The 220-nt window shown below is 42.7% G+C and carries 1 pseudogene; it reads left to right on the top strand.

The features are described from left to right. Window positions 1-220: pseudogene (locus tag A3712_RS16785) on the top strand (mannitol-1-phosphate 5-dehydrogenase); the annotation flags it as partial.

The following is a 220-nucleotide window of genomic DNA, read 5'->3' as shown; positions in this document are numbered from 1 at the left end:
TACATTTTGGTGCAGGTAATATCGGTCGTGGTTTCATTGGTAAACTTCTTTCTGACGCTGGTATGAAGGTTACTTTTGCTGACGTAAATGAAACGGTTGTTAATGCGTTAATTGAACGCCAAGAATACCCAGTGAAGATTGTGGGTGAAGCGTGCGTTGTTGAAACCGTTAAGAACGTGACAGCAGTAAACTCAGCAACAAGCGCTGTGGTAGATTGCAT

It is taken from the genome of Vibrio sp. HI00D65 (genome assembly GCF_001635455.1).
GTDB lineage: Bacteria > Pseudomonadota > Gammaproteobacteria > Enterobacterales > Vibrionaceae > Vibrio.
The sequence above is the reverse complement of the archived record's forward strand: the minus strand, read 5'-3'. Positions and strand labels throughout refer to the sequence as shown.